The sequence below is a fragment of the Xanthomonas sp. NCPPB 1754 genome, from assembly GCF_041475725.2.
Lineage (GTDB): Bacteria > Pseudomonadota > Gammaproteobacteria > Xanthomonadales > Xanthomonadaceae > Xanthomonas > Xanthomonas euvesicatoria.
Genome location: NZ_CM192982.1, coordinates 4059732 through 4083896, shown reverse-complemented (window position 1 = coordinate 4083896; position 24165 = coordinate 4059732). Strand labels below are relative to the sequence as shown.

Sequence of the window (24165 nt, the reverse complement as noted above, 5' to 3'; positions counted from 1 at the left end):
GGCGCTCAAAACGCGCGCCGCGTTTTATGCTGTGGCGATGTCTGCCAGCAGTCCCGCCGAACGCCGCCAACTTGCCCGCCAGCTGCCACCGGTGCAGGCGGCCGATGCCAGCGTGATCGAACGGTTTCTCGACCGGTTCTGGGCCGAGCAAGGCGTGGCGCGGCAGACCCTGGAGAGTTATCGGCGCGACCTGGAAGGGCTGGCGCGTTGGCGCGACGGCGCACATGGCGGCTTGCTCGGCATCGACCGTGCCGCCCTGTTCGACTATCTGCGCTGGCGTACCCAGGCCAATTATTCCCCGCGCAGCACGGCGCGGCTGTTGTCGACCTTGCGTGCGTTCTACGGGCTGTGCCTGCGCGATGGCGTGCGCAGCGACGACCCCACCGCCCTGATCGACCCGCCGCAACTGCCACGCTCGCTGCCCAAGGCCTTGACCGAAAGTCAGATCGAGGCCTTGCTGGCTGCGCCGGACGTTGACACCCCGGCAGGCCTGCGCGATCGCGCCATGCTGGAGTTGATGTACGCCGCGGGCCTGCGTGTGAGCGAGCTGGTCAACCTGCCGGCAGTGGGGGTGAACCTGCGCCAGGGCGTGCTGCGGGTGACCGGCAAGGGCAGCAAGGACCGGCTGGTGCCGCTGGGCGAGGAGTCCCAGCATTGGCTGGAGCGTTACCTGCGCGAGGCGCGCCCGCTGCTGGCCGCAAACAAGCCGGTGGCGGCGGTGGACGGGCAGGTGCCGTTGTTCATCGACGCCGCGCGTCAGCCGCTCAGCCGACAGCAGTTCTGGGCGTTGGTCAAACGCTATGCAGCAGTCGCGGGTATCGACCCGGACACGGTCAGCCCGCATGGGCTGCGCCACAGCTTTGCCACCCATCTGCTCAACCATGGCGCCGACTTGCGCGCGTTGCAGATGCTGCTGGGCCACAGCTCGTTGTCGACCACCCAGATCTACACGCTGGTGGCGCGCCAGCATCTGCAGAAACTGCACGCCAGCCATCATCCGCGCGGTTAGTCGGCCCAGCGCCCCGCCGTGCGCATGCGTGCCGGCGACGCACCTGTCGCGGTTGCGGCAGAACTGCCAACAGGTCATCGCCGCGCTGGCGGCCGCACCAACAACGCCAGCCGACGTTGCTGGGGGGCTCGCCAGACACGCTCGGCGGCTCCGGCGGCGTTGCCGGTCAGGCTGGCATCGGCTGGCGTGACCTCCTGGTTGTCATACCTCGAGCTGACGCTCAGCGCCGGACGTCACGCGGCGGTGCACTCCAGGAAACAATCAGAGCGGGGGGACGACGCTTACGGGCACCTTCAAGGCGCCTTGCGACGGCGAAAGTGCCGAGCCCGCCGCCAGACCCGGCAGGCCACGCTCGGTATTGCGTCTGTCCAACAGGTGCAGCAACGGGGTGCCTGCAGCGTTCACAAACTGTCGCGGCCGCGGCCAGGCTTCATCTGCGCTGTGCGAGAATCTGGGCACCTCATTCCATCTGGATGCGTGAATGTATCGTCTTGCCATCGCCGCGCTGCTGGGCGCGATCAGCCTTACCGCCTGCGCACAATCCTCGCAGCCTGCGGCAAGCACTGCCGGCGCCAAGCCCGCCGCCGCGCCCGCCGCCACCGGCACGGTGGACCAGCGCGTGAGCACGGCGCTCAAGGCGCTGGACCCGGATTTCAAGCCCGATTACATCGGTGCTGCGCCGTTCCCCGGCTTCCGCGAAGTGGTCGTCGGCGGGCAGGTGCTATACGTCAGCGACGACGGCCGTTACCTGATCCAGGCGCAGCCGTTCGACATCCAGAACAAGCAGTTCGCCGCCAGCCCGGGCTTGCTGGCCTACCGCCGCAAGCAGCTTGACACCGTGCCCAAGGCCGACCGCATCGTGTTCGCGCCGGCCAACCCGAAGTACACCGTCACCGTCTTCACCGATGTGGAATGCGGCTACTGCCGCAAGTTGCATAGCGAGATCGGCGAGCTCAACAAGCAGGGCATCGCGGTGGAATACCTCGCGTTCCCGCGCATGGGCCTGGGCAGCCAGGACCATAAGGAAATGATTGCGGTGTGGTGCGCTGCCGATCGCAAGCAGGCGCTCACCGCTGCCAAGTCGGGTCAGCCGGTCGCCTCCAAGGACTGCAAGAACCCGGTGTCGATGGAATACAACCTTGGCCAGCGCCTGGGCGTCAACGGAACGCCGGCGATCTTCGCGCCCGACGGCACCCAGCTCGGTGGCTACCTGCCGCCAGCGCAGTTGCGTGAGGCGCTGGAAAAGCGTGCCGTGAGCACGGCAGGCGGCAGCCGCTGAGGCCGTCTCGGCTCTGATCATCGTGGCGTCGCCGATGGCGACGTTGCGGTGGTCGTTTGCGCAACGACAAGGGCCCAGGTGCGACTGCATCCGGGCCTTTGCCGTTTCTGAGGGGTAGCCGCCATCTGGCCGCCTCCTTCATGCTGGCCGGCGCCACTCTCTGGCACGGAAGCGGCGACAACGCTCCCGCCCGACGATTCCCCATTCCCGATTCCCCATTCCCGATTCCCGATTCCCGATTCCCGGCCATCGCACGCCCGGTCCGGCGTCGATCCATCAGCTCCGTTACAATCTGCAGCCCCGTTTCTGACACGGTTCCCCGGACATGATGGTCCTCGAGGGCGCTTCCGCCCTTTCGCCGTTCCGCCGCGCTCGGCTCGAAACCCGCCTGCAAACCCTCGTTCCCGCGCTGCGTATCACTGGCGCCTGGCACGTGTACTTCATCCGTGCCGAGGCCGGGCAGTCGCCCGACCAGGCCACCTTGCAGCGGATCCTGCAGGCCAACGCCGCGCCCGCCGCGCGCGATGCCGATGCCTCCTCGCGCTACGTGGTGCCGCGCCTGGGCACCTTGTCGCCGTGGTCGAGCAAGGCCACCGAGCTGGTGCGCGGGGCCGGGCAGCCGATCCAGCGCGTGGAGCGCGGCACCCGCATCGACCTGGCCGGCTGGCCGGACGACGCGGCCGCCCAGGCCGCTGTGGCCAAACTGCTGCACGACCCGATGACGCAATCGCTGCTCGGTTCGGCCGCTGCCGCCGAAGCGCTGTTCAACGTGCCCGACCCGGGCCAGTTGCAGCGCGTGCCGCTGGATGGGCTGGAGCAGGCCAACCGCGACCTGGGCCTGGCGCTGGCGCAGGACGAGATCGACTACCTGCGCGAACGTTTCGGCGCGCTGGGCCGCGACCCGGCCGACGTCGAACTGATGATGTTTGCCCAGGCCAACTCCGAGCATTGCCGGCACAAGATCTTCAATGCCAGCTGGACCATCGACGGCAAGCCGCAGGAGCGCTCGCTGTTCCGCATGATCAAGCACACCCATCAGCAGACCCCGCAGCACACCTTGTCGGCCTATAGCGACAACGCGGCGGTGGTGGAAGGCGTGCCGGCCGCGCGCTATCGCCCGGATCCAGCCACCGGCCAATACCGCAGCGAAGCGGTGCTGCCGTCGGCGTTTGCGATCAAGGTGGAAACGCATAACCACCCGACCGCGATCGCACCGTTCCCCGGCGCGGCCACCGGTGCCGGCGGCGAAATTCGCGACGAAGGCGCCACCGGGCGCGGCGGCAAGCCCAAGGCCGGGCTGACCGGGTTTTCGGTCTCGCATCTGCGCATTCCGACCCTGCCGCAGCCGTGGGAAGCGCCGCGCGCGCTGAACCCGCGCATGGCGCCGGCGCTGGACATCATGCTCGACGGCCCGCTGGGCGGCGCCGCGTTCAACAACGAATTCGGTCGCCCGAACCTGCTCGGCTATTTCCGCAGCTTCGAGCTGGCCGAAGGCCAGGGCCTGACCCGCGCCTACGACAAGCCGATCATGCTGGCCGGTGGCCTGGGCGCGATCGATCGCAACCAGGTGGAAAAGCTGCGCCTGCAGCCGGGCGATGCGGTGATCGTGCTCGGCGGCCCGGCGATGCTGATCGGCCTGGGCGGCGGTGCGGCCAGTTCGGTGGCGGCCGGCGACAGCGCCGAGGCGCTGGATTTTGCCAGCGTGCAACGCGAAAACCCGGAGATGGAACGCCGCTGCCAGGAGGTCATCGACCGCTGCGTGGCGCTGGGCGTGGATAACCCGATCCGCTGGTTCCACGATGTGGGCGCGGGTGGTTTGTCCAACGCCATTCCCGAGCTGCTGCACGATTCAGGGGTGGGCGGCATCATCGACCTGGGCCGCGTGCTCACCGACGACCCGTCGCTGTCGCCGCTGGAACTGTGGTGCAACGAATCGCAGGAACGCTACGTGCTCGGCGTGCCGCAGGCGCGCCTGGAAGAGTTCGCCGCCATCTGCGCCCGCGAACGCTGCCCGTTTGCCGCCGTCGGTGTGGCCACGGAAGAGGAGCGGCTGGTGGTGGGGTATGGCGTCCTGGATAACGGGATTGGAGATTCGGGATTCGGGATTCGCAACGGCGCATTGCCGGCAACCGATGCCGCTTCTAACCAATCCCGAATCCCGAATCCCGAATCCCAGCTCCCGATCGACCTGCCCATGGACGTCCTCTTCGGCAAGGCGCCGAAGATGCATCGCGATGCCGCGCATCCGGCCGCTCCCAGGTGGCCGGTGCTGCAGACCGCGTCGCTGGACCTGCAGCAGGCCGGTTTGCGTGTGCTGGCGCATCCCACCGTGGCGTCCAAGAGCTTTCTGGTCACCATCGGCGACCGCAGCGTGGGCGGGCTGACCGCACGCGAGCAGATGATCGGCCCGTGGCAGCTGCCGCTGGCCGATTGCGCGATCACGCTGGCCGGCTTCGAGACCTTCGAAGGCGAAGCGATGTCGATCGGCGAACGCACCCCGCTGGCGCTGTTGAATGCCGCCGCATCCGCGCGCATGGCCGTGGGCGAAGCCATCACCAACCTGTGCGCGGCACCGGTGCAGCGGCTGGACAGCATCAAGCTCTCGGCGAACTGGATGGCCGCCGCCGGCCACAGCGGCGAAGACGCGTTGCTGTACGACGCGGTGCGCGCCATCGGCATGGAGTTGTGCCCGGCGCTGGAGCTGAGCATTCCGGTGGGCAAGGATTCGCTGTCGATGCAGTCGCAGTGGGCTGAAGCCGGGATTGGTGATTCGGCATTCGGGATTGGCAACACACCGGAATCCGCCGCTGTTGCGAATCCCCAATCTCCAATCTCCAATCCCGTCTCTCACAAAAGCGTTTCGCCGGTCTCGTTGATCATCAGTGCGTTCGCGCCGGTGACCGATGTGCGCACGCAGCTGACCCCGTTGCTGCGCAGCGGGGAAGACAGCGAGCTGTGGTTGATCGGGCTGGGGGGCGGCAAGCAGCGGCTGGGCGGGTCGGTGCTGGCGCAGGTGTATGCCGACGACAGCGCGCTGCCGGCGTTCGGCGGCGAGGCGCCGGATCTGGACGATGCGCAGCGTCTGCGCAGTTTCTTCGAATTGATCCGCGACGCGCGCGAGGCCGGGCTGTTGCTGGCGTATCACGATCGCAGCGATGGCGGTGCGTTTGCTGCGTTGTGCGAGATGGCGTTTGCGTCGCGGCAGGGCCTGGATATCACGCTGGATGCGTGGGGCGACGATGCGTTCCGCAGCCTGTTCAACGAAGAATTGGGCGCCGTGGTGCAGATCGACAGCGAAGACCGCGCCGCGTTCGCCGACTTGGTCGAGCGCCACGCATTGACCGAATGCGCGCAGCGCATCGCGCGCCCCACCGGCACGCCGCGCATCCGCGTGAGCGGGCAGGGCCGCGTGCTGGCCGAGTGGCGCTGGGAAGAGTTGTTCGACGCGTGGTGGTCGGTGACCCATGCGATGCAGAAGCTGCGCGACAACCCGGACAGCGCCGATGAGGAGCGCGCGCTGGCACGCGATTTCAAGGCGCCAGGCCTGCGTCCGAAGCTGGTGTTCGACCCTTCCGACGATGTGGCGGCGCCGTTCGTGGCCACCGGTACGCGGCCCAAGGTGGCGATCCTGCGCGAGCAGGGCGTCAACGGGCAGATCGAGATGGCCTACAACTTCGAGCGCGCCGGTTTCCGTCCCTACGACGTGCACATGAGCGACCTGATCGAGGGCCGCGTGAACCTGGGCGAGTTCGTGGGCTTTGCGGCGTGCGGCGGTTTCAGCTACGGCGACGTGCTGGGCGCCGGCCGCGGCTGGGCGACATCCATCCTGGAACGCTCGGCGTTGCGCGATGCGTTCGCCGCGTTCTTTGCACGCAGCGATACGTTCGCGCTGGGTGTGTGCAACGGGTGCCAGATGCTCAGCCAGCTCAAGGACATCATTCCCGGTGCCGAGCATTGGCCGCGCTTTTTGCGCAATCGCAGCGAGCAGTTCGAGGCGCGCACCGCGCTGCTGGAAGTGGTGGAGTCGCCGTCGATCTTCCTGCGCGGCATGGCGGGCTCGCGGATTCCGGTGGCGGTGGCGCACGGCGAAGGCCGCGCAGCGTTCGATAGCGCCGTGGACCAGGCCGCTGCACGCGTGGCGCTGCGTTACATCGATGGCGATGGTGGGGTGGCCTCGCAGTACCCGCTCAATCCGAACGGTTCCCCGGACGGCATCACCGGGCTGACCAGCAGCGACGGCCGCGTCACCATCCTGATGCCGCACCCGGAGCGTACGCCACGCAGCGCAAACCTCAGCTGGCACCCGGCCGACTGGGGCGACGACTCGCCGTGGCTGCGGATGTTCCGCAACGCGCGGGTGTGGTGCGGTTGATGGCGTGCGGCTGATCGGCAGCCGCTGACGCATGATCCGACGGCCGTGTGCAGCGATGCACACGGCCGTTGTCGTTTTGGCAGGCGCGCTGAATCTGCAATTGGAATCGGTTGCAGGCTCGTCGCGCGCTGCCGCTACCACTCCATTGCGCGGTGCCCATTGCAAACCCATGCGTGGTTGCCGGCCTCGCCAGCATCGGGCACACGCGACCGGTGGCGCGTGTGGCGCGCTCGAATCAGGCGATGGAGCGGCTCGATGACGATGGTCGCGCGATTAGCCAAGTGCGCCTCGAAATTTTTTCGAGACTATTTTTGTAGTGGCAGCGAAGATGGGACTAAATAATTAATCGGCACCTGGTCATTTTGAAATAACTAACAAAAGTATTAGTTATTTATTTCGCATGACTGATTGCGTGCTATGTGTGACGGCAATCGCATTTGAAAGTTGGTTTTTTCAATAAATTCATCCGGCGTTATCGATCTTTCGATCTCTGCATCTTTTTATTTACTGTGTTGAATCTTTCGCGGTGGAAAACTCCATCGCTGAAGCAAGTGCGCGCGAATATAAAACCTCAGGGGGACCGTGCGATCTGTTCGTGCGGTGGTCGGTTTTTTACACACCAGACCAAAATGGGGAGTTAGGCGTTAATGAAGCGAATTTATCTGGAGGCTGGTCGCGCGTCTTGTGCTCACGACCAAACGGTGACGCGTGCTCGCACGGTGGGAAATACGCAGGGGAGACTGCCGCGCGACCATGCCGGCGGAGTGCTGGCCACGGCAATGGTGATCGTGTTGTTCGGCATGGCCGGGGCGGCCTGCGCCACGACCACGCCGGCGGCAGCGACCACGCAGTGCCAGGTGATCGATGGCAGGCGACAGTGCCCGGGCGAGGCGGGCACGGTGGCTCAGGTCGCTACTGCAGGAGCCAACGACAGTGCCACGCAAGTGGCAGCAATATCCGCCGCCGATGCGCAGATCCCGGCATTCGCGGACGGCGAGGATGCGCTGGCATTGGGCAATGCGAGCAATGCGCTAGGCGATGGAACCATGGCATTGGGCGGTGGAAGCCTGGCCTTGGACCGCGACGCGACCGCGATCGGTCATAACGCTGCGGCCGCGGGAGAATCGGCGATTGCGGTTGGCGGCGTAACGACCGTGTTTGATTACGATGCCAACGGCTTCGTCATCGGCCAACGCGAACAGGCCACGCAGGCCTCAGGTGTGGGCGCCACGGCTGTGGGCGGTGGTGCGGTAGCGGGCACGCCGTATGCCAGCGCCATCGGCAGCGGCGCCAGCGCCAGTGGCGTGCAGAGCACGGCGCTGGGGTATCGCGCACAGACTTCCAGCGACGGTGCCACCGCCGTGGGCGGGCTTTCCAGCGCCAGTGGCTTTCTTTCCACTGCCGGCGGTTATTCCTCGCGCGCCAGCGCAGACACCTCGACCGCATTCGGTTACAGGGCGCGAAGCGACGGTGCCAGTAGCGTCGCAGTTGGCGACACCGCATTGGCCAGCGGAGCACAGAGCGTTGTCGTGGGCGGCGTCAGCAACTTCGGCTCGATTACCGCAGCGACCGGTCTTGGCGGCATTGCGCTGGGCTCGGGTGCGCAAAGCCAATCCGATTATGCGATTGCCATTGGCTACGATTCCAACGTGTTTCCGAATGCGCCCGGCAATACCGATGCGGTAGCGATCGGGCACAGCGCCGGGTCGTTCGCACCACGCACCGTGTCATTGGGCGGCTTTGCCCTGGCGTCCGGCGATGGCGGCATCTCGATCGGACATGGCAGCACCGCTTACAACGAAAATAGCGTGGCGTTAGGCGCGCGTGCGATGACCTCGCAGTTCAATGGCGACAGCACCGTCATTGGTGCGGACGCGCAGGCCAACGGCGTGGATGCCGTGGCGATCGGTTACGGCGCGAAGGTGGGATCCTGGGTCGACGATGCCTGGAATCGTTCGGCATCCAGCGCGGTTGCGCTGGGTGCGCACTCCTATGCGTTTCGCAGCAATACGGTGTCGGTCGGCGATGTGCAAGCCGGCTTGACGCGCCAGATCACCAGCGTTGCAGCCGGTACCGAAGCCACCGATGCGGTGAATGTGGCCCAGCTCGATACGGTGCGCGCCGCCACGTCACGCATTGATGGCTATCTGGCAGTGACGCCGGCCACCACGTACGCAGCGGCGGCATCTGCGCAGGGACAGGGCGCCATGGCACTGGGTGGCGCAAGCAGCGCGCTTGGCGCATCTGCCACCGCGGTGGGCTTCAATGCCTCCAGCGTTGGCCAGGGCAGTGCTGCGTTGGGTAGCCGTGCGGTTGCTGCCGGCGAGCGCAGCGTAGCGATTGCCTCCGGCAGCCGTGCCGCGGCCACCGGCGCCAGCGCGATAGGGGCGGACAGCAGCGCCAGCGGCGTGAACAGCACCGCGATGGGCCGGCAGACCAATTCCGTCGGCGAAAACGGCGTTGCGCTGGGCTACAACTCCTTCGTCCGCGAAAGCGGCAGCAATGCCGTGGCACTGGGCGCGAATGCTGGCGCCAGCGGTGCCGATTCGGTGGCTCTGGGCTCGGGCTCGCGCACCTACGATGCCAATACGGTGTCGGTGGGCAGCGGCAATGGCCGCGGCGGCCCGGCCACGCGCCGTATCGTCAATGTGGGTGCGGGCACGATTGCCAGTGCCAGCACCGATGCAATCAATGGCGGCCAGTTGTTCCAGTCGTTGAGCAATGCGGCCAGCTTCCTCGGCGGCGGTGCGGCGATCGGTGCGCAAGGCGTATTTGTTGCGCCGACCTACGTGATCCAGGGGGCCAGCTACAACAACGTCGGTGCGGCACTGACGGCGTTGGACAGCAAGGTCAGCGAGCTGGATGCCCGAGGCGGCGCGGCAACAGCTGCCTCACGTGCATCTGTCGCACGCCTGGCAACGGCGCGCACTGCAGCGGTCGACGCAACAGCCGATGGCGTGCAGCCGGCAGCGCTGGCAACCGACGCCACAGCCGACAGTGCCTTGTCGTCTGCAGCGACGGCCACTGCAACTGGGCTTTCCGCAAGCACGGCGGTGCAGGGCACGCCCACCGCTGCCGTGGACGGCAGCATCACGCCGGCGGCCACGTCCACGGCAGTGGGCACGGCAGCAGTGGCCAACGACGTCACCGGCACGGCCATTGGCGGCAGCGCGTATGCGCATGGCCCCAACGACACCGCCATCGGCAGCAATGCCCGCGTCAATGCCGACGGCAGTACGGCGGTGGGTGCCAATACGCAGATCGCGGCGGTGGCGACCAATGCCGTGGCGATGGGCGAAGGCGCGCAGGTGACGGCCGCGTCGGGCACGGCGATCGGCCAGGGCGCCCGTGCCACGGCACAAGGCGCCGTCGCACTGGGCCAGGGCTCGGTTGCCGACCGTGCCAACACGGTGTCGGTGGGCAGCGTGGGCGGCGAGCGTCAGGTGGCCAATGTGGCGGCCGGTACGCGTGCCACCGATGCGGTCAACAAGGGCCAGTTGGACAGCGGCGTTGCCGCCGCCAACAGCTACACCGACAGCCGCTACAACGCGATGGCCGACAGCTTCGAAAGCTACCAGGGCGATATCGAAGACCGCCTGCGCCGGCAGAACCGTCGCCTGGATCGCCAGGGCGCGATGAGCTCGGCGATGTTGAACATGTCCGCCAGCGTGGCCGGTATCGCCTCGCAGAACCGCATCGGTGCCGGTGTCGGTTTCCAGAACGGCGAGTCGGCGTTGTCGGTGGGCTACCAGCGTGCGATCAGCCCGCGCGCCACCCTCACCGTGGGCGGCGCACTCAGCGGCGATGACCGATCGGTTGGGCTGGGCGCCGGTTTCGGCTGGTAGCCGCAGCACGGCCACGCGGTCGCATGCATTCCCGCCGCCCGTTGCCGGGCGGCGCGCTTTCTTCGTCATGCCCTTTCGCACTCACCTCGAAGGAATCCCATCGTGATCCAGAGTTCTTCTACGCAGGTCCTTGTGCTTGCCTGCTGTGTCCTGGCGGCCTCGTGCAGTACAGCGTTGGCCGCCAACGCCAACGCCAACGCCAACGCCGATGCGGCAGCAGCCAATGCCCAACGCCAACAGGCCATGGCCAATGCGCCGGTTGACAGAATCATCGTCCGCTACCGCAGCGGGCAGGTCGGTACCGCGCGCGATATCGGCCGCAGTGCCTCGGCGGCAGTCAGTGCGGCCGCCTCGCGCGCATCCGTCCGTCTTGCGCCTGCCGCACGCACCAGTGCCACCGCAGCGCCAACCTATCTGCGCACGCTTGCCGCGGGCGGCGAACTGATCAAATTGCCCGCCCAGCTCAGTCGTGCCGATGCCGACCGGCTTGTGCAGGAATTGAGCGCAGACCCGGCGGTCGAATCGGCGCAGGTAGATCTGCGCATGTATCCGCTGCAAACCAGCGGCGCATTGCCGAACGATCCGCTGCTGCAAACCAATCAATGGCATCTCATCGACCCGGTGGGTGGCATCGACGTCGCCCAAGCCTGGAAAACCACGCAGGGCGAAGGCGTGGTGGTGGCGGTACTGGATACCGGCGTCCTGCCCGATCATCCGGACCTGGCCGGCAATCTGCTCACCGGCTACGACTTCATCACCGACCCGTTCTTCTCGCGTCGCGCCACGGCCGAGCGTGTGCCCGGCGCACTGGACCTCGGCGATTGGATCGCCGAAGACGGCGACTGCGGGCTGTTCTCGGTGGCCAGCGACAGCAGCTGGCACGGCACGCACGTGGCCGGCACGGTTGCCGAAGCCACCAACAACGGCATTGGCGGGGCAGGCGTCGCCTACAGGGCGAAAGTGCTGCCGGTGCGCGTGCTCGGGCACTGCGGCGGGCGACTCTCCGACATCTCCGATGCCATCGTCTGGGCGTCCGGCGGTCACGTCGATGGCGTACCGGACAACCGCGATCCGGCCGAAGTGATCAACCTGAGCCTGGGCGGTGGCGGCGCATGCGGTTCGGCAATGCAGGCCGCGATCGATGGCGCAGTGGCGCGCGGCACCACCGTGGTGGTGGCGGCGGGTAATTCAACGGCCGATGTATCGACGACGACTCCCGCCAACTGCGCCAATGTGATTGCCGTTGCCGCCACACGCGCAACCGGTGCGCTTGCCGATTACAGCAATTTCGGCCGTCAGATCGACCTGGCCGGCCCGGGCGGCAGCTCGATGTCCTTCATCACCAACGATGGCCCGGTCCGCAGTTTTGTTTGGCAAACCCTCTACACCGGCAAAACCACACCAACCTCCGGGCAGTTCACCTATGGCGGCACGCGTTACGCCGGCACCTCGATGGCGTCGCCGCATGTGGCCGGCACCGCCGCATTGGTGCAGAGCGCATTGATCGCCGACGGCAAACCGCCGTTGTCGCCGGCCGCAATGGAGAGCCTGCTCAAGCGCACTGCGCGCGCATTCCCGGTGTCGATTCCGGTGGCAACGCCGGCCGGGGCCGGCATCGTGGATGCCGGAGCCGCAGTTGCGCGCGCGTTACGTCGCTGCGATAGGGGCGATGTGGGGTGTCAGGTGGATGCGCAGCCTCTGCGTAATGGCGTGGTCCAAAGCGGCATCTCCAATCTGTCGGGCGATGCGGGGGTGTTCACGTTCCAAGCGCAGGCGGGTGCGGTGCTGAGTTTCATCAGCTTCGGTGGCAGCGGCCAGGCGGGGTTGTACGTGGCATTCGGGCGCGAGCCCACCGCCACCGACAACGACGGCGCGTCCACGCGTCGCGGCACCAGCCAGACGGTGCGCTTCACTGCGCCGCGTGCCGGCACCTACATCCTTAAGCTGGAAGGCAGCGGTTTCGACGCGGTGAGCCTGCTGGCGCGCCAATGATCCGACACGTCGCCATCGGTTCGGCGAAATCGTCATTTCCTTGGCGGTGAACGCCTGAAACACGGCCACCTCGCGCGCCGATCGACCGCGCATGCTGGCTGTGGGGCATGTTGGCCGCAGATCTGACCGGCCACCCCTGCATTTTGCGCAACCAAGCCCGCTGGCGTCCTGCCAGCGGGTTTTTTTGTCTTTTCCAGTACCGCCTATTCAGCCCTGAAATGTCTCGAAGGACATGATCTAGGTCGCTGTTTTCCAAAGATTTATCAAAAATCTAATAAAAGCAAGCCGAAGTGTGATCAATCGCGCACTTCTCTTCGCTTTCTGTCAAAAACTTGACGCCCGAAATGACGGCTGTTAACACTCCGCTCAGTTCTATGGTTGGGTAGCGTTCACTTTTTGACTATCCAGGAAGCAGGCGCAAGCCGCTCCGCCGCAAGGCCCATGGCGCGAATCACTGCGGTCACTGCAGGCTGGAACGCCTTCTGCCGCCGGGTGTTCGCCACAAAAACCAGTCCAACAACTCAGGAGTCGTGCGTCGATGAATCGGATTTATCGCAAGGTCTGGAACAAATCGCTTGGCGTGTGGGCCGTAGCCTCGGAATTGGCCAGCGGCGACAGCCCCGGAGCGGTGGCCTCAGCCGCATTCATCGATCGCCGCCAGAGCCTGGCACTGGCCGCCGCCATCGCCCTTGCGCTGGGTGGCGCCGGATTGGCCACGCCGCTTCCTGCCAATGCGCAATCGGTGGAAGTAGGCCGCGGCGCCGCGGCGCCGGCCAGCAAGGCCACCGCCATCGGCGCCAATAGCCATGCCAGCGCCACCGGTGCCGTGGCCACCGGCGCCGACAGCAGCGCCAGTGGCGTCAATAGCAGCGCGATCGGTCGCCAGACCAATGCGATCGGCGAAAACGCCGTGGCCATCGGTTACAACAGTTTCGTGCGCCAGAGCGGCGAAAACGGCGTGGCGCTCGGCGCCAATGCCGGCGTGACCGGCGCAAATTCGGTGGCGCTGGGCGCAGGCTCGCGCACCCACGAAGACGACGTGGTGTCAGTGGGCAGCGGCAATGGTCGCGGTGGCCCGGCCACGCGCCGCATCACCAACGTCACTGCCGGCGTCAATGCCACCGATGCGGTCAACGTGGCGCAATTGCGCGACGTGGCCGATGTGGCCGAAGACACCGCGCTGTTCTTCAAGGCCTCTCCGGGCGAAGACAGCGTGGGCGCGTATGTCGACGGCGACAGCGCCCTGGCTGCCGGCGACGGCGCCAATGCCGTCGGCACGGCGACCACGGCACTGGGAACCGGTGCCAATGCGGTAGCCAACAACGCCACTGCGGTGGGCGCAAACGCGCTGGCCTCCGGGCAGAACAGCGCAGCATTCGGTCACAACGCACAGGCCAATGGTCCGGCGAGCGTGGCGGTGGGCGGCGCTGCCGTGGACGAAGACGGCGAGCCGTTGGTCACCAACGGCGGCGTGCCGGTTACCACCGGCGCCACCAGTGCCGGCGTCGGCGGAACCGCAGTCGGCGCCAGCGCCAATGCCGATGGTTTCGCCGCCTCGTCGTTCGGCGTCGGTGCCTATGCGGCCGGTACGCAGTCTTCCGCGTTCGGTGCGGTGGCCAATGCGGCAGGCGATTACGCCACCGCCGTGGGCACGCAGACCAGCGCCAGCGGCACCAGCAGCACCGCGGTCGGTGGTCCGGTCGATTACATCCCGGGTCTGGGCTTCTTCGTGCAGACCCAGGCCAGCGGCGAAGCCTCCACCGCGCTCGGCGCCGGTGCGATCGCATCAGGCGCCTACACCACGGCAGTGGGCACGCTCAGCGAAGCCTCCGGCACCGAAGCCACCGCCGTGGGCTACTTCGCGTATGCACCGGGCGAAGGCGCAACTGCCGTGGGTCCGGAATCGTGGGCCAGCGGCGAACTGAGCACGGCGCTGGGCTATTACAGCACTGCCCGCGGCGCCAATTCGGTGGCGTTGGGCGCCAACTCGGTCGCCACGCGCGCCAATACCGTGTCGGTGGGTGCCGATGGCGCAGAGCGCCAGATCACCCATGTGGCGGCAGGTACCGAGGGCACCGATGCGGTGAATCTCGATCAGCTCACTGCGGTGTCCGATGTTGCGTCCACCACTGCGCGCTCCTTCGTCGCAACCGGCGATGGCGTTGCGATCGCACAAGGCATCGACAGCGTCGCTGCCGGTTCCAACGCATTGGCCGACAGCGACTACAGCACCGCGCTGGGTTCCAGCAGCGCGGCATCTGCGCAGGGTGCAACTGCCGTTGGCAGTGGCGCCAATGCCACCACCGACAACGCCACGGCAGTCGGCTTCAACAGCACTGCGGTGGCACAGAACACCACGGCGCTTGGCGGCAACAGCAGCGCCTCGGGCGATGCCAGCACCGCAGTGGGCGGCGCGAGCCAGGCCACCGCCAGCGGCGCGACGGCGCTGGGTTACGAGAGCATCGCCAATGGCGCGGACGCCACGGCACTGGGTGTGGGTAGCGTGGCATTCGGCGACACCAGTACCGCCGTGGGTGGTGCAAGCGTGGCCTTCGGTGCCGACAGCGCTGCTTTCGGCGCCAATGCCGCGGCCGGCGGCACTGCATCCACGGCGATCGGCGCAAACAGCAGCGCCTTCGGCGAGCGCACCGTTGCGCTGGGCGGCGCCAGCAACGCGTCGGGCGATGACAGCATTGCGCTCGGTGCGAACAGTCAGGCCTCTGCGCTGGGCACCACGGCCGTCGGCAGCAATGCCAACGCCAGCATCGCCAATGCCACTGCGGTCGGTTTCAACAGCAGTGCCGGCGATGACTACGCCACCGCACTCGGCGGCGACAGCAACGCATCGGGATATTTCAGCACCGCCGTGGGCGGCACCAGCATCGCCAATGGGCGCGGTGCAACGGCGATCGGCTACGAAACCATCGGCAATGGAACTGCATCGACCGCGCTGGGTTTTGCCAGTGTGGCGTGGGGTGACGGTGGTACCGCCATCGGTACCGAAAGTCTCGCCTACGGTGACAACAGCACGGCAGTGGGCGCGAATGCGGCTGCGGCCGATACCGGCTCGATTGCGGTGGGCACCTACGCAAATGCATATGGTCCTCGTGCCATTTCGCTCGGCGGCCAATCCAGGGCGACCGGCGATGAGAGCATTGCGCTGGGTTGGGAAGCGCAGGCTGAAGGCGACCAGGGCATTGCGCTCGGCGCAGGCAGCCAAGCCGATGCGTACTCCACGGCCATTGGCGGCTATGCCAGCGCCAGTGCCTACTCTGCCACGGCAGTGGGGAACAACAGCCGTGCCGCTGATTTCTACGCCACCGCGCTGGGTGGCGACAGCATGGCGTCGGGATATTTCAGCACGGCCGTTGGCGGGTCCAGCGTTGCCAGTGGGCGTGGAACGACGGCGATCGGTGTTGAAAGCGTGGCGCGCATGGATCGCGACACCGCGATCGGTACCGAAAGTGTGGCCGATGGTGGCGACAGCACGGCGTTGGGCGCAAATGCGCGGGCAATCTACGATTCGTCGGTGGCACTGGGCGCAAATGCGCAGGCAGACAACTATTATTCGGTCGCCCTGGGCACTTACGCCCTTGCGACGGGTACAAGCGCCACGTCGATTGGCGGCCAGTCCTATGCGCCTGGTGTCGAGAGCGTCGCGTTGGGCTGGCAATCCAACGCCTCGGGCACGCGGAGCATGGGCCTCGGCAGCGGTGCGGTGGCAGTTGCCGACGATAGCGTTGCGCTGGGTGCAGGTTCGCTCGCCGATCGCGCCAACACGGTGTCGGTGGGTGCAGCCGGAACCGAGCGGCAGATTGCCAATGTTGCGGCCGGCACCGAGGGCACCGATGCGGTGAACCTGGACCAGCTCAACGCCGTGGCTGGCGCCGCTGAAAAAACCGCGCGCCTGTACGCCGGCACCGGCACCGGCACCGCCGATGCGCAGGGCGAAGACGCGACCGCCGCCGGCTCCAATGCCACGGCCGACGGCGATTACAGCAGCGCGTTCGGGTCCAGCAGCCAGGCCACGGCCATCGGTGCGGTGGCCATCGGCAGCGGCGCCAGCGCCACTGCGCAATACGCCAATGCGGCCGGTTACAACGCAGCGGCCAGCGGCTTTGGCAGCGTGTCCAATGGCGCCTTCAGCCAGGCCAGCGGCGACTATGCCGTGGCCGTGGGGGGCGAAAGCGAAGCGGCCGGTGCGCAGAGCACCGCACTCGGCGCCGCCGCCGGTGCGTATGGCGATGGCGCGCTGGCAGTTGGCGCACTGAGCGAAGCGCAGGGCAGCGAATCCACCGCGATGGGCTATTTCGCCAGCGCCAGCGGCGAATCGGCCACCGCCGTCGGCGCGGAGAGCGTTGCCAACGGCACCAGCGCCGCGGCGTTCGGTTTCGGTGCCGAGGCGACGTCCAACTACTCCACTGCCTTGGGTGGGTATTCCAGCGCCAGCGGTTTCAACAGCACCGCGCTGGGTAATTTCAGCACTGCCAGCGGCTCCAATACCGTCGCCGTGGGCGGCGATGCGGCCGCCACGGGAGCCTACAGTGTTGCCGCCGGCCAGGGCAGTGTGGCCAGCGGCTACCACAGCGTGTCGGTGGGCGGCGCCTTGCTCGGTCTGTTGCCGACCGAAGCCTCCGGCGATTACTCCACTGCCGTTGGTGGCGCGGCGTGGGCGCCGGGTCTCAACAGCACGGCGCTGGGTAATTTTGCCGAGTCCACCGGCGAAAGCAGCGTGGCGCTCGGTGCCGATTCGGTGGCCGATCGCGACTTCGCGGTGTCGGTGGGCAGTGCCGGCAACGAGCGTCAGATCACCAACGTGGCGGCCGGCACGCAGGGCACCGACGCGGTGAATCTGGACCAGCTCAACGCCGTTGCCGAAGCCGGCGCAGCCACGAGCAAATACTTCCAGGCCAGCGGCAGCGCCGATAGCGATGCAGGTGCCTACGTCGAGGGCGATAACGCGCTGGCGGCAGGCGAGGGTGCCAATGCCACCGGTACCGGCACCACCGCATTGGGTGCGGGCGCGCAGGCCGTGGTGGAGAACGCCACGGCCGTGGGCGTGGGCGCATTGGCTGGCGGCACCGGCGCGGCAGCGCTGGGCAGCAATGCCCAGGCGCTGGGCGAAAACAGCAGCGCGGTCGGCAGCAACGCGTTGGCCAGCGATATCGGCGCCACGGCAAATGGTGCAAGCGCGCAGGCGATTTCGACCTACACCACAGCGCTGGGCAGCGAAGCGGTGGCGTCCGACAATCAGGCCATCGCTGCGGGTTTCCGCAGTACCGCATCCAATGTCGGTAGCGCCGCCTTCGGTGGTTACAGCGAATCGACCGGCCGCCTGTCGTCGGCACTGGGCTATGGCGCGGTCGCGTCGAGCGATTACAGCACCGCCGTCGGCGCCGTTGCGTTGGCCTCCGGTGCCAGCGCCGTCGCCGTCGGCGAATTCAGCGAAGCCACTGGCGACGAGAGCGTGGCCGTGGGCGGCAGCACGTTCTTCGGGTTCATCCCGGCACGTGCCTCCGGCACGGGCGCAGCGGCATTCGGTGCCGGTGCCTGGGCCACCGCGGACTACACCACCGCCATCGGCTGGAATACCTATGCCGACGGCGTCAATGCCAGCGCCTTGGGCCAGAGCGCAGCGGCGCTTGCAGACAACACCCTGGCATTGGGCGGCGGCAGCCGCGCCGATGCGGTCGGCGCCAGTGCGGTTGGCGTGGATGCGTCGGCGACCGGCATCAACAGCACCGGCGTCGGTCGTCAGGTGAATGCCATCGGCGAAAATGCAGTCTCGGTGGGCTACAACTCGTTCGTGCGCCAGAGCGCGGTCAACGGCGTGGCACTGGGTGCCAATGCGGGTGCGACCGGTGCCGATTCGGTGGCACTGGGGTCTGGCTCGCGCACCTACGAAGCCGACACGGTGTCGATCGGTAGCGGCAATGGCCGCGGTGGTCCGGCCACGCGCCGCATCGTCAACGTCAGCGCCGGCCAGGCGGCCACCGACGCGGTCAACAAGGGGCAACTGGATGCACTGGCGGCCGATGTGCAGACCACCAGCGGCATGCTCAAGACCACCGGCGACGGCGTGGCCTCGGCCACTGGCGATCGCGCCACGGCGGCAGGTGCCGGCGCCACCGCCAGTGGCGCACGCAGCGTGGCGGTTGCCTCCGGCAGCCGTGCCTCGGCCACCGGTGCCAGCGCAATGGGTGTGGATAGCAGCGCCAGCGGCGTGAACAGCACCGCGATGGGCCGGCAGACCAATTCCATCGGCGAAAACGGCGTTGCGCTGGGCTACAACTCCTTCGTCCGCGAAAGCGGCAGCAATGCCGTGGCACTGGGTGCCAACGCTGGCGCCAGCGGTGCCGATTCGGTGGCATTGGGCTCGGGCTCGCGCACCTACGATGCCAATACGGTGTCGGTGGGCAGCGGCAATGGCCGCGGCGGCCCGGCCACGCGCCGTATCGTCAATGTGGGTGCGGGCACGATTGCCAGTGCCAGCACCGATGCGATCAATGGCGGCCAGTTGTTCCAGTCGTTGAGCAATGCGGCCAGCTTCCTCGGCGGCGGTGCGGCGATCGGTGCGCAAGGCGTATTTGTTGCGCCGACCTACGTGATTCAGGGGGCCAGCTACAACAATGTCGGTGCGGCACTGACGGCGTTGGACAGCAAGGTCAGCGAGCTGGATGCACGCAGTGGCAGCACGCCGACCAGCACCGCCGCACGCACCGCATCGCTGCGCACCGCAACGGTGCCGGCAGTGGCGGCGACTGCGGTCAGCGATATGTCCAGCAATGTCGCCAGCACTACGGGCAATGCAACGGCCGCTGTGCAGGGCACGCCCACCGCTGCTGTGGACGGCAGCATCACGCCGGCGGCCACGTCCACGGCAGTGGGGACGGCAGCAGTGGCCAACCACGTCACCGGTACTGCAATTGGCGGCAGCGCGTATGCGCATGGTCCCAACGACACCGCCATCGGCAGCAATGCACGCGTCAATGCCGACGGCAGTACGGCGGTGGGTGCCAACACGCAGATCGCGGCGGTGGCGACCAATGCCGTGGCGATGGGCGAAGGCGCGCAGGTGACGGCCGCGTCGGGCACGGCGATCGGCCAGGGCGCCCGCGCCACGGCACAAGGCGCCGTGGCACTGGGCCAGGGTTCGGTTGCCGACCGTGCCAACACGGTGTCGGTGGGCAGCGTGGGCGGCGAGCGTCAGGTGGCCAATGTGGCGGCCGGTACGCGTGCCACCGATGCGGTCAACAAGGGCCAGCTGGACAGCGGCGTTGCCGCCGCCAACAGCTACACCGACAGCCGCTACAACGCGATGGCCGACAGCTTCGAAAGCTACCAGGGCGATATCGAAGACCGCCTGCGCCGGCAGAACCGTCGCCTGGATCGCCAGGGCGCGATGAGCTCGGCGATGTTGAACATGTCCGCCAGCGTGGCCGGTATCGCCTCGCAGAACCGCATCGGTGCCGGTGTCGGTTTCCAGAACGGCGAGTCGGCGTTGTCGGTGGGCTACCAGCGTGCGATCAGCCCGCGCGCCACCCTCACCGTGGGCGGCGCACTCAGCGGCGACGACAGCTCGATCGGCGTGGGTGCCGGTTTCGGCTGGTAAGGCGTTCTCGCATCAAGCGCGGCGGCGCCAGGTGCGCCGTCGCGATCTGCAAGGCCTGAGGGGGCGGGCAAGGACCGTGGCTGGGCCGGCCAACGGATTCGCATGGAGTGATGGCCGTACCAGGGGTGGCCGACAAGGACGCAGCGCACCGCACCGCGGCTACGCAGCGATTGCGCCGGCTGCGCCAAGCCTGATTCACGAAAAATACGAAGAGGACTTCACCGTGATCGACAAGAATTTCCGTCTCAACCCGCTGACCGGCGCCATCCTGATGATGGCCCTCGGTGCCTCTGGCACGCTCGCTGCCGCCCCCAAACTGCTGGTCAAGGAACCGACCCAGGCAGCCCCGGCCGGCGCAGCGTTCGGTAGCCGGTTGATCGTGCGCTACAAGGACAATACCGCCGCTGCAACCGATCGCAGCAGCAAGCTGAGCGCCGTGCAGGCCGCGGTGGGCCGCGTTGGCGCCAGTACCGGCGCGCGCAGCAGCGCTGCCGCCGCCAAGGCGACGTATGTGCGCAAGCTGGGCATCGGCTCGGACCTGATCAAGCTGTCCAGCACGCTGACCGCCGCGCAGGTGGACAAGGTGGTGGTCGAGCTCAAGAACGACCCATCCGTGGCCGACGTGCAGATCGACCGCATGCTGCGCCCGATCGACATCAGCAAAAGCCTTCCTGCCACCGACGTGAGCCCGCAGCTGGTTCCCAACGACCCGTTCTACGCCCAGTACCAGTGGCACCTGAGCAACCCCAACGGCGGCATCAACGCACCGGGCGCCTGGGATCTGTCGCAGGGCGCAGGCGTGGTGGTGGCGGTGCTGGATACCGGCATCCTGCCGGATCACCCCGATTTTGCCGGCAATCTCCTGCAGGGCTACGACTTCATCACCGACGCCGAAGTCTCGCGTCGTCCCACCGATGCGCGCGTGCCGGGCGCACTCGATTACGGCGACTGGGAAGAGGCCGACAACGTCTGCTACGCGGGCTCGCAGGCGCAGGAAAGTTCCTGGCACGGCACCCACGTTGCGGGCACCGTGGCCGAGGCGACCAATAACGGGGTGGGCATGGCGGGCGTCGCGCCGAAGGCGACCATCCTGCCGGTGCGCGTGCTCGGCCGTTGCGGCGGCTACACCTCCGACATCGCCGATGCGATCGTGTGGGCCTCCGGCGGCAGCGTCGACGGCGTGCCGGCCAACACCAATCCGGCCGAAGTGATCAACATGAGCCTCGGGGGCGGCGAGCCCTGCGATTCGGCCACCCAGCTGGCGATCAATGGCGCGGTGTCGCGCGGCACCACCGTCGTGGTCGCAGCCGGCAACAGCAGCGAAGATGCGGCCAACCATTCGCCGGCCAGCTGCAACAACACCATCACCGTTGGCGCCACGCGCATTACCGGTGGCATCGCCTACTACTCCAACTACGGCAGCAAGGTCGACCTCTCTGGCCCGGGCGGCGGCGGTAGCGTGGACGGCAATCCGGGCGGTTACGTCTGGCAGGCCGGGTACACCGGTGCGACCACGCCGACCTCCGGTAGCTATACCTATATGGGTCTAGGCGGCACCTCGATGGCCTCGCCGCACGTGGCCGGCGTCGTGGCGCTGGTGCAGAGCGCGGCCATCGGTCTGGGCGATGGCCCGCTGACCCCGGCTGCGGTCGAAGCGCTGCTCAAGCAGACCAGTCGCCCCTTCCCGGTGACTCCGCCGGCCAGCACCCCGATCGGCAGCGGTATCGTCGACGCCAAGGCCGCGCTGGAAGCCGTGCTGGAGGAGCCGTGCGACCCGGCCACCGAGAGCTGCGCGCCGAGCGCCATTGCGCTCACCAACAAGGCGCCTGTTGCTGGATTGAGCGGTACCGCCGGCAGCTCCACGCTGTACAGCTTCGAGGCCAAGGCCGGCGCCGTGCTCAGCTTCATGACCTACGGCGGCACCGGCGATGTGTCGATGTACGTCAGCTTCGAGGCCGAGCCCAGCGCCACAAGATACGACGCCAAGTCGACCCGTCCGGGCAACAGCGAAACCGTGCGTTTCACTGTCCCCAAGGCCGGCACTTACTACATCAAGTTGGTCGGCGCGGCGAGCTACGCGAAGCTGACGCTCGTTGCACGACAGTAAGTAGCGAAATAGTGTGACCGATGCCCCCGGCCAATCGCCGGGGGCATTGTTTTTCAGGGCGTTTCAAATGCGTGCGGTTGATCGTCGCGGCAAACTGCTACAGTCGGCGCCGGACCAGTGGAGACGAGTGTGAACGCGGTTGCCGTCGATCCAATCGAGCATCGAAGTGCGGAGACGCGCATCGTCGATGCGCTGCTTGAACGCCGTCGTCTGAAAGACACCGATCTGCTGCGCGCGCGCCAATTGCAGGCCGAATCCGGCATGGGCCTGCTCGCCTTGCTCGGCCGTTTGGGTCTGGTGTCCGAACGCGATCATGCAGAAACCTGCGCCGATGTGCTTGGCTTGCCGTTGGTGGACGCACGCCAGCTCGGCGACACGCCGCCGGAAATGCTGCCGGAAGTACAGGGGTTGTCGCTGCGCTTTCTCAAGCAATTTCATCTGTGCCCGGTCGGCGAACGCGATGGCCGGCTGGAGCTGTGGATCGCCGATCCTTACGACGATTACGCCATTGATGCGGTGCGTCTTGCCACCGGCTGCACGTTGCTGTTGCAGGTGGGCCTGCGTTCGGAAATCGATGACCTGATCGAGCGCTGGTACGGCCAGGGCCGCAGTGCGATGGGCACCATCGTGGAAACCGCCGATGGCGATGCCAACAGCAGCGACGACATCGAAGCGCTGCGCGATCTGGCCTCCGAAGCGCCGGTGATCCGGCTGGTGAACCTGGTGATCCAGCACGCGGTGGAACTGCGCGCCTCCGACATCCATATCGAACCGTTCGAAAGCCGGCTCAAGGTGCGTTACCGCGTGGACGGCGTGCTGGTGGAAGGCGAAAGCCCACCGGCCAAGCTCACTGCTGCAGTCATCAGCCGCATCAAGATCATGGCCAAGCTCAACATCGCCGAGCGCCGCCTGCCGCAGGACGGCCGCATCATGCTGCGCGTGCAGGGCAAGGAGCTGGACCTGCGCGTCAGCACCGTGCCCACCGCGCATGGCGAAAGCGTGGTGATGCGCCTGCTGGATCGCGAAACGGTGGTGTTCGACTTCTACAAGCTGGGCTTTACCGAAGACTTCTTGCCGCAGTTCCGCAAGGTGCTGGAGCAACCGCACGGCATCATGCTGGTCACCGGCCCCACCGGCTCGGGCAAGACCACCACGCTGTACACCGCGTTGAGCCAGCTCAACACCTCGGATGTGAAAATCATCACTGTCGAAGACCCGGTGGAATACCAGATCGAAGGCATCAACCAGATCCAGGCCAAGCCGCAGATCGGGCTGGATTTCGCCAACGCATTGCGCAGCATCGTGCGTCAGGATCCGGACATCATCATGATCGGCGAAATGCGCGACCTGGAAACCGCACGCATCGCGATCCAGTCCGCGCTCACCGGCCACTTGGTGCTGTCCACGCTGCATACCAACAACGCGGCCGGCGGCATCACCCGTCTGCTCGACATGGGCGTGGAGGATTATCTGCTCACCTCCACCATCAACGGCATCCTGGCGCAGCGCCTGGTGCGCAAACTCGACCTGGCCAACGCCGAGCGCTACGCCGCCTCGCCGGAAGAAATCGCCAGGTTCGACCTGCGTCGCCTGCAACCGGAGGGCGAGATCTTCCTGTATCGCCCGCGACCCTCGGCCACCGCGCCCACCGGTTATCTGGGCCGCACCACCATCGTCGAATTCCTGGTGATGAACGACGAATTGCGCCGTGCGGTCATGCGCCGTGCCGGCATGGGCGAAATCGAACAACTCGCCCGCCAGGCCGGCATGCGCACCATGTACGAAGATGGGCTGTCCAAGGCCCTGCGCGGCGAAACCACGATCGAAGAAGTCCTGCGCGTCACGGAGGATGCGTGATCGGTAAGGCGGCAGAAACACGCCTGGCAGGCACCGGACCAACGAACCGCCAGCACAGCCACCCGCTGGCTCTGCTGTGCGTGGACAGCGAT

General features: G+C 67.0%; 8 protein-coding genes and 1 pseudogene. All 9 read left to right on the top strand.

Annotation, left to right across the window (positions count from 1 at the left end; translation table 11 throughout):
* The first annotated feature begins 37 nt into the window (after positions 1–37).
* The 9 genes and pseudogenes from xerD to gspE all read left to right on the top strand — a co-directional run bounded on the left by xerD (position 38) and on the right by gspE (position 24073).
* Positions 38–1009 carry a site-specific tyrosine recombinase XerD gene (xerD, locus tag ACCQ15_RS17500; protein WP_136733931.1) on the top strand — a complete coding sequence of 324 codons (972 nt, stop codon included), beginning with the start codon at positions 38–40 and terminating at the stop codon, positions 1007–1009.
* Positions 1010–1033: 24 nt separating this feature from the next.
* Positions 1034–1263 (top strand): annotated as a pseudogene (locus tag ACCQ15_RS17495) (hypothetical protein); the annotation flags it as partial.
* A 227-nt stretch (positions 1264–1490) separates the two neighbouring features.
* Positions 1491–2288 carry a DsbC family protein gene (locus ACCQ15_RS17490; RefSeq protein ID WP_008571787.1) on the top strand — a complete coding sequence of 266 codons (798 nt, stop codon included), beginning with the start codon at positions 1491–1493 and terminating at the stop codon, positions 2286–2288.
* A gap of 325 nt (positions 2289–2613) precedes the next feature.
* On the top strand, positions 2614–6660 hold the full coding sequence (gene purL, locus ACCQ15_RS17485) for a phosphoribosylformylglycinamidine synthase (protein WP_372380849.1): 4047 nt from the start codon (positions 2614–2616) through the stop codon (positions 6658–6660).
* 647 nt (positions 6661–7307) lie between these two features.
* Positions 7308–10505, top strand: coding sequence for a YadA-like family protein (locus ACCQ15_RS17480; protein WP_372380848.1), 3198 nt, complete (start codon positions 7308–7310; stop codon positions 10503–10505).
* A 102-nt stretch (positions 10506–10607) separates the two neighbouring features.
* Entirely contained in the window at positions 10608–12497 is a 1890-nt protein-coding gene (locus ACCQ15_RS17475) for a S8 family peptidase (RefSeq protein ID WP_372380847.1), read from the top strand.
* Between the two features lie 538 nt (positions 12498–13035).
* Entirely contained in the window at positions 13036–20109 is a 7074-nt protein-coding gene (locus tag ACCQ15_RS17470) for an ESPR-type extended signal peptide-containing protein (protein WP_372380846.1), read from the top strand.
* Positions 20110–20332: 223 nt separating this feature from the next.
* Entirely contained in the window at positions 20333–22216 is a 1884-nt protein-coding gene (locus ACCQ15_RS17465) for a diffusible signal factor-regulated S8 family serine peptidase (protein WP_372380845.1), read from the top strand.
* A gap of 129 nt (positions 22217–22345) precedes the next feature.
* Positions 22346–24073, top strand: coding sequence for a type II secretion system ATPase GspE (gspE, locus tag ACCQ15_RS17460; RefSeq protein WP_014091052.1), 1728 nt, complete (start codon positions 22346–22348; stop codon positions 24071–24073).
* Positions 24074–24165 lie beyond the last annotated feature (92 nt).

What these genes read in the sequence shown, in the direction of transcription:
- xerD (WP_136733931.1), top strand. Translation starts at nt 38, where the DNA reads ATGTCTGCCAGCAGTCCCGCCGAACGCCGCCAACTTGCCCGCCAGCTG.
- ACCQ15_RS17490 (WP_008571787.1), top strand. Translation starts at nt 1,491, where the DNA reads ATGTATCGTCTTGCCATCGCCGCGCTGCTGGGCGCGATCAGCCTTACC.
- purL (WP_372380849.1), top strand. Translation starts at nt 2,614, where the DNA reads ATGATGGTCCTCGAGGGCGCTTCCGCCCTTTCGCCGTTCCGCCGCGCT.
- ACCQ15_RS17480 (WP_372380848.1), top strand. Translation starts at nt 7,308, where the DNA reads ATGAAGCGAATTTATCTGGAGGCTGGTCGCGCGTCTTGTGCTCACGAC.
- ACCQ15_RS17470 (WP_372380846.1), top strand. Translation starts at nt 13,036, where the DNA reads ATGAATCGGATTTATCGCAAGGTCTGGAACAAATCGCTTGGCGTGTGG.